The 5356-nt window shown below is 50.3% G+C and carries 5 protein-coding genes; all 5 read left to right on the top strand.

The genetic code is table 11. The features are described from left to right. The first annotated feature begins 170 nt into the window (after positions 1-170). Positions 171-773 carry a DUF3575 domain-containing protein gene (locus ACFO6W_RS10910; protein ID WP_379996280.1) on the top strand — a complete coding sequence of 201 codons (603 nt, stop codon included), beginning with the start codon at positions 171-173 and terminating at the stop codon, positions 771-773. A 4-nt stretch (positions 774-777) separates the two neighbouring features. Next, positions 778-2319, top strand: a complete 1542-nt coding sequence (locus ACFO6W_RS10905) for a tetratricopeptide repeat protein (RefSeq protein WP_379996278.1) — start codon at positions 778-780, stop codon at positions 2317-2319. A 34-nt stretch (positions 2320-2353) separates the two neighbouring features. After that, positions 2354-3496, top strand: a complete 1143-nt coding sequence (locus tag ACFO6W_RS10900; RefSeq protein WP_379996276.1) for a hypothetical protein — start codon at positions 2354-2356, stop codon at positions 3494-3496. 295 nt (positions 3497-3791) lie between these two features. After that, complete coding sequence (locus ACFO6W_RS10895) at positions 3792-4682, top strand: FimB/Mfa2 family fimbrial subunit (protein ID WP_379996274.1); 891 nt, start codon at positions 3792-3794, stop codon at positions 4680-4682. A gap of 205 nt (positions 4683-4887) precedes the next feature. After that, positions 4888-5356, top strand: a 469-nt coding sequence (locus ACFO6W_RS10890) for a fimbrial protein (protein WP_379996272.1), incomplete at its 3' end; no start/stop codon positions are given.

The following is a 5356-nucleotide window of genomic DNA, read 5'->3' as shown; positions in this document are numbered from 1 at the left end:
TACCATATAAAAAAGTTGTTGCAGGCAACCGGCCGGGCGGCCATCGATTACCCTTACCGCATATCGCTGGACTACGAACAGTGGATGGACCGGGCGGAAATAACCGTCATACAGCAGTGAACCGGCAAACTATACAACATGAAGTCAACTAAATAATACCTATATATTTTATGAAACAATCCGCATTCATTTTTCTGCTTCTTACAATTGCCCTGGTATCCGTACGGGGGCAGGACAAAGCAGGCAATCTGCCTTTGGCGTCACCTCGCCTGGCGGTCAAAACCAATTTATTGTACGATGCTACCACGACCTTCAACCTGGGGGTGGAAGTTAAGCTGGACAGCCGCTATACGCTGGATATACCGGTTAATTACAACCCTTTCACCTATAGCGGGAATAAGAAGCTGAAGCATATACTGGTGCAACCCGAGCTCCGTTACTGGCTTTACGAACCGTTCTTCGGTCATTTCTTCGGTGTGCATGCGCTCTATGCCAATTACAATGTAGGAGCCATCAAGCTGCCGCTGGACCTGTACCCGGGCCTTGAGACAGGCCGTTACCGGGGCGACATTTTCGGGGCGGGCATCTCCTACGGTTACCAATGGATGCTGTCTCCCCGCTGGAGCCTGGAAGCCACCATCGGCCTGGGGTATGCCTATACGGATTATGACAGGTATGAGTGCAAAACCTGCGGCAAGCTGCTGGAGAGCGGCAGCAGGCATTATTTCGGGCCTACAAAGGCAGGTATATCCATCATCTATATAATCAAATAAGACAATGAAACGTATGAAACGATTCCATATTTCCCATATATCAGCTGTATTTTTCCTGTTGGCGGCGCTCAGCCTGCCGGCACAGAATAAGGATTTCTATAAAGGCCGGCTGTCGGTTGAAAGCGCCGGGCTGAAAGAAGAGGGCGACAGCCTGCTATTAAGTTTTTCCGTACGCATACAGGGCCGGGCCGTCTCCCGTGGTCAATCGATGCTGCTGGTTCCCGAGCTGAGTACCGGTAGCGATCCGGACAGCAACATGTTAACCTTTCCCTATATACTGGTCAACGGTGACCGGCGCCAAAAGCTGAACGAACGCTATTTTACCCTTGCGGACATGGACCGGGTAACCGCCTATCATCGTCCTTTGATGCAGGTAAATACCCGTCCGTCCACCGATACGACACTTCTATATAACCTGAAAACCCCCTATGAATCCTGGATGGATTCCGCCCGCTTCGTGCTCTACCAGCAGATAACGGGCTACAGGCAGGAATCACGGCTGTATGCGCTGGCATTGAGCGGCAAGGTGGAATTGGAAGCACGTGTGCCCTATCAGGTCAGCCCCGGAGTATCCTTACTCACCCCGGGCAGGGAAGTCAAGACGCGCAAGCGTCAGGGCAAAGCTTTCCTGGACTTCCAGGCAGGCAGGTCGGTCATTAACCCCGGTTTCCGCCGGAATCCTGCGGAGCTGGCCAAGATCAACGAAGCCGTCTCGGATGTAAAGGACAATCCCGATGCGGTGATCACCGCCCTGTTTATCGAAGGCTATGCTTCCCCCGACGGATTGTACACCACCAACGAGCGTTTATCGAAAGAACGGTCGCTGGCGCTGAAAGATTACCTGAAAACGAAGTTCGGATTCGACGAGGGCCTATTCAAGGTAAACCATGTGGCCGAGGATTGGGACGGGCTGGTCGTACAGGTACAAGCCTCCGATATGGAATACAAGGACAAGATACTGGAAATTATTTCCACCACGGAAATAATGGACGGATGCGAAAAGGCCCTGATGCGCCTGGCAAAGGGTGCACCCTACCGGCAGATGCTCCGGGATATGTTCCCCGGACTCCGCAGGGTGGAATACCAGATCGACTATACGGTCAGGGATTACACTGTCGAAGAAAGCAAATCGCTGTATAGCCGCAAACCGGAAGACCTGTCCCAGTTGGAGCTTTACAACCTGGCCCAAAGTTACGGCAAAGGCACGAAGGACTATGCGGATATATTGCTCGAGGCGATTCCCAGATACTATCCCGACGATGTAACGGCAAACGTCAACGCGGCGGCGCTGCTGATCGAAAACGGGGAGCTGAATACCGCAGGGCGCCTGCTGGACAAGGCAGCCGGCATAGCCCCCGGCGGCAACCATCCGGCCGTACTGAACAACCTGGGCGTGATACGCCTGCTGGCAGGGGAACTGGATGAAGCCGAAGCCCTGTTTAACCGGGCGAAAACAGCCGGTAGCGAGGAAGCAGCCCGCAACCTGGAGGAAGTGGCGGCCAAACGGGCCGATAATCAGAAAATGGAACGGTATAAAAACAGATAGTAATTATATTCTTTAATTTTAAAATTAACAAAAAATGAAAACAAATTTCAAACATGCAATTATTGCAGCAACAGCCTTGCTATTAGGATTCAGCAGCTGTTCGAATGACGATGCGAACGCGCCGCAAGCGGACGATCTTCCTAAAAAAAACGTGACCGTGAGTATCGCCGTGCCGTCGACTTATGCCGATGAAGCGTCAGCTGTAGGCGTGGTACCTGATATCAAGGAAGCGAAAGTATTCTTCGTCGGTGGCGGTGTTATCGCACAAGTCGGTACGCTGACTACCTTGGAGGTAGCGTCAGGTAAAACATTTAACAATGTACCGGGTTCCGTAACCGATGTGATTATTGTCGCCAATAGCGAGACTGAAACAACATCCCCTACTCTCGCTTCCGGTAGTATCAGTGAAATCGTGGACTATGATCCGTTATCGAAACTGAACGAGACACTGTTCCAACAGGCCAGTCAGACCGACCCGCAAACAAATGTTAATGTATTCGGCCAGGCTGCTATCACAGGAAGTGCGGGTTCATATGTAGCCAATGTAATGCTGGTTCCTGCTATTTCCCGGATCGAGCTTCTCAAGGTTGAGGCAGATCCGCTTGCACAAATTCCATTGACAAGTTTCAAACTGACAGGGATTTATATCAACAATACATACACACAACTCGGTACGGACTATACAACTAAGCCGATTTCGGCTGCTAGTATTCTAAACTATGGCAAGTCTGATGCAATTTGGACCAACGGTTCATACCCTGCACGTTTCAAAGATGAATTTACAGGAGTTACAGGCACTACAAGCTTTACACCGGCTAACAGATGGGCTTATTATGTATTGCCTGTAAAAGTGTCGGTTGCGGGAACAACCATCGACGGGGTAGACCAATCAGCGGTTCCCCATATCGTATTAAAAATAGAGGACGCATTTGCTGTCGGCCATAGCCTTGCATCTCCTGCTTATATTACTATTAAAGACCTGAAAGTAGGTGGAACACCGTTAACACAATTGGCAGCCGGAAAAGTATACACCCTGGGTGTCACTGGCACTGGTGAAGGTATTAAAATAGGAGGTGAAAATTTGTCTCCGTATCCGGAAACAAATGCTACTGAGAGCATAACGGTGAACTGTACTGTATCTCCATGGTCAAACCAGGACGTTGTTCCTGCATTTTAAATAACAGCTATTGAACTTTCACCTCAAAGGGGCCGGGGCTTACACTGCCCGGCTACTTTCGGAGAAACCAATCAAAAACCTTCAGAAGGGACGGGGAAGGGTTCCGGATATAACGGACCGGCGCCCCTCCTCTCCCGGGAGGGTTTATCATAAAGCGGTTCACGGTAACTTACCGGAAACGGACCCTGTAAAACGGTATAATAAACGATACGACAAAAAAAATAAAGCCAATAAACAAGCAAGCGGTAACGCGGTTATTGCCTGCAATTGCCTTACAAAAATAAATTATTCACATATGAAACAGCTGAAGACATTAATCCTGCTAGTTGCGTCAGTATTTTTCACAGGATGTATCGGTGATGACCTGAGTGATTGCCCACCGGATGAGAATCTGACGCTCGCATTTACCTACCTGAACTTTCCGGATCATATCAGCCGGGTGACAGTCGCGATATACAATCCGAATGGAAAGCTGGTGGAGACGGTGCAAGTTGATAAGGATGATCTGGATGCCTTCCAGGGAGTCAGGTTATACCTGCCGGCAGATGATTATACAGCTGTCTGCTGGGGAAATGCTTTTGACAATACCCAAATCAACGGGCTGACAAAGGGAGCCGATCTTAGCCGGCACGAAGTGGCTAATCCCGGTTACTTCAATTCCGCGCGCATACCGACCAACGATGCCCTGTATTACGGCACACATACCTTTACGGTAAAACCTAACACGGCCAATAGCGAAACAGTACCATTCACACCGGCTTATATCCGGCTCATCATACAAGTCAAAGGCCTGGCAAGCACCGACGCCGGCGCACCGACTTCCGGCTACCCTTATATCAGGGTGAACAACCTTGTACCTGCATACGACTATAATATGGTTACCCACGGTAACCCTACGACATACTATCCGCCGGTAACGGTAGACACGGGCAACAAACAGGCGCAGGCCACCTGCGACGTGCTGCGCTTCACGGCCGATAACCCTATCACGATAGACGTGCTGGACAACAGCACGGACAATACGGTGCTCCATACCGTAAACCTGCAGCAGTTCATAGCCGACAACAACATCGTCATCGCTGACGGCAAAGAGGTCACCATACCTATCCTTATCTCATTCGAGGGGAATGTGGTTATCGTCACGCTGCTCGAGAACTGGGGAAACATCCCTGTAGACACGCTGTAACACGAATAAAAACAAGCTACGGCACAGACCGGACACAATCATTGGAAGGTTAAAAGCCGGACAGGATATATAAAAAACAAGCATACAAAGAAAACAGGAAGCAGGAACAAAAAATAAATGAATAACGATTTAATGATTCGATCCATGCTTCATACATACAGAACGATAGAACGTAGAAGAAAAAAAGGATAAAAGGATAAAACGTATGAAAACAATCACTATTACTTTATTGCTGTTTACCATGGCGCTGTTATCCGGTTGCACCATGGATGGCGATAATCCGGTTCAGCCTGATCCGGGTCAGAACGGGGAAAAGAATGTGACCCTCGAGGTTCGCATCCCCGGCGCCCGAACACCCTCGACCTACGGCATGACCGCGGGGCAGGAAAACCAGGTGAGCCAGCTTACCGTGCTGGCCTACAAGGATATCAGCGGCACCGAAGAGCTTCAACAAATGATCGTTGCCACATCATCGGAATTCACGAGTGACGGCAGCGGCAATGTCAAGGTGACCCTGTCCATCCCTGCGGGCGATTACAGCCGCCTGGTGGTGGTCGCCAATGCCGACAGCCAGGTCGGCGCATTGGCTGCAAACAGCGCCCTGGCCGCATTGACTGCCATCGAATATACCCATGCCAGCGGACAATGGGATACCGCTACACCGGATTACATCC

Origin of the sequence: Dysgonomonas termitidis (assembly GCF_042654545.1) — a bacterium.
Taxonomy (GTDB): Bacteria; Bacteroidota; Bacteroidia; order Bacteroidales; family Dysgonomonadaceae; genus Dysgonomonas; species Dysgonomonas termitidis.
This window is presented reverse-complemented; position numbering and strand designations above follow the sequence as displayed.